This window comes from Vibrio sp. 1069 (assembly GCF_033340555.1).
This window is the reverse complement of record NZ_JAWOWP010000510.1, coordinates 1-638: the sequence shown is the minus strand read 5'-3', so window position 1 is coordinate 638 and position 638 is coordinate 1. Positions and strand designations below refer to the sequence as shown.

General features: G+C 51.3%; 1 pseudogene. It reads right to left on the bottom strand.

Going from position 1 to position 638, the window contains the following annotated elements:
- A pseudogene (gene fliI / locus R7040_RS27450) lies at window positions 1-624 on the bottom strand (flagellum-specific ATP synthase FliI); the annotation flags it as partial.
- Window positions 625-638: the final 14 nt, after the last annotated feature.

The window sequence follows — 638 nt, the reverse complement described above, 5'->3', positions numbered from 1 at the left end:
CAAAATTTCTTCAATAAATTCTTTAACTTCGCGTCCACGTTCACCAATCAGACCTACCACCACCACTTGCGCCGTGGTGCCTCGTGTCATCATGCCTAGCGTGACCGATTTACCCACACCAGAACCCGCAAACAAGCCAATACGCTGGCCTTTGCCTACCGTCAACAAACCGTTGATCGCTTTTAAGCCAACATCGAGTGGTTCAGAGATCGGTTTTCGTGCCAGTGGGTTGATGGGTTCCGCATTAAATGACGCACGGTGCTCAGTGTAAATCGGGCCAAGTCCATCCAGCGGATTACCCACGCCATCAATAACGCGGCCAAGCAGCTCCATACCAACAGGCAAACCTGCTTCGCTGGTTAATGGCGTCACTTTTGCACCGGGCAAAATACCGGTGATTTGCTCACTCGGCATCAAATACAAGTTGTCACCAGAAAAACCAACCACTTCGGCTTCCATGTGACCAGACATGGTTTCAACCAAACATAGACTGCCGATCGGCGCACGACAGCCCGTGGCTTCTAAGGTCAAACCAACAACGCGCACCAATTTGCCAGAAGCGACCGGGCGCGTGGTTAAGCCTTCGACTTTGTAGTTTTTGAGACGATCGGCCAAAGCTTGCATGGATTACTCACCCT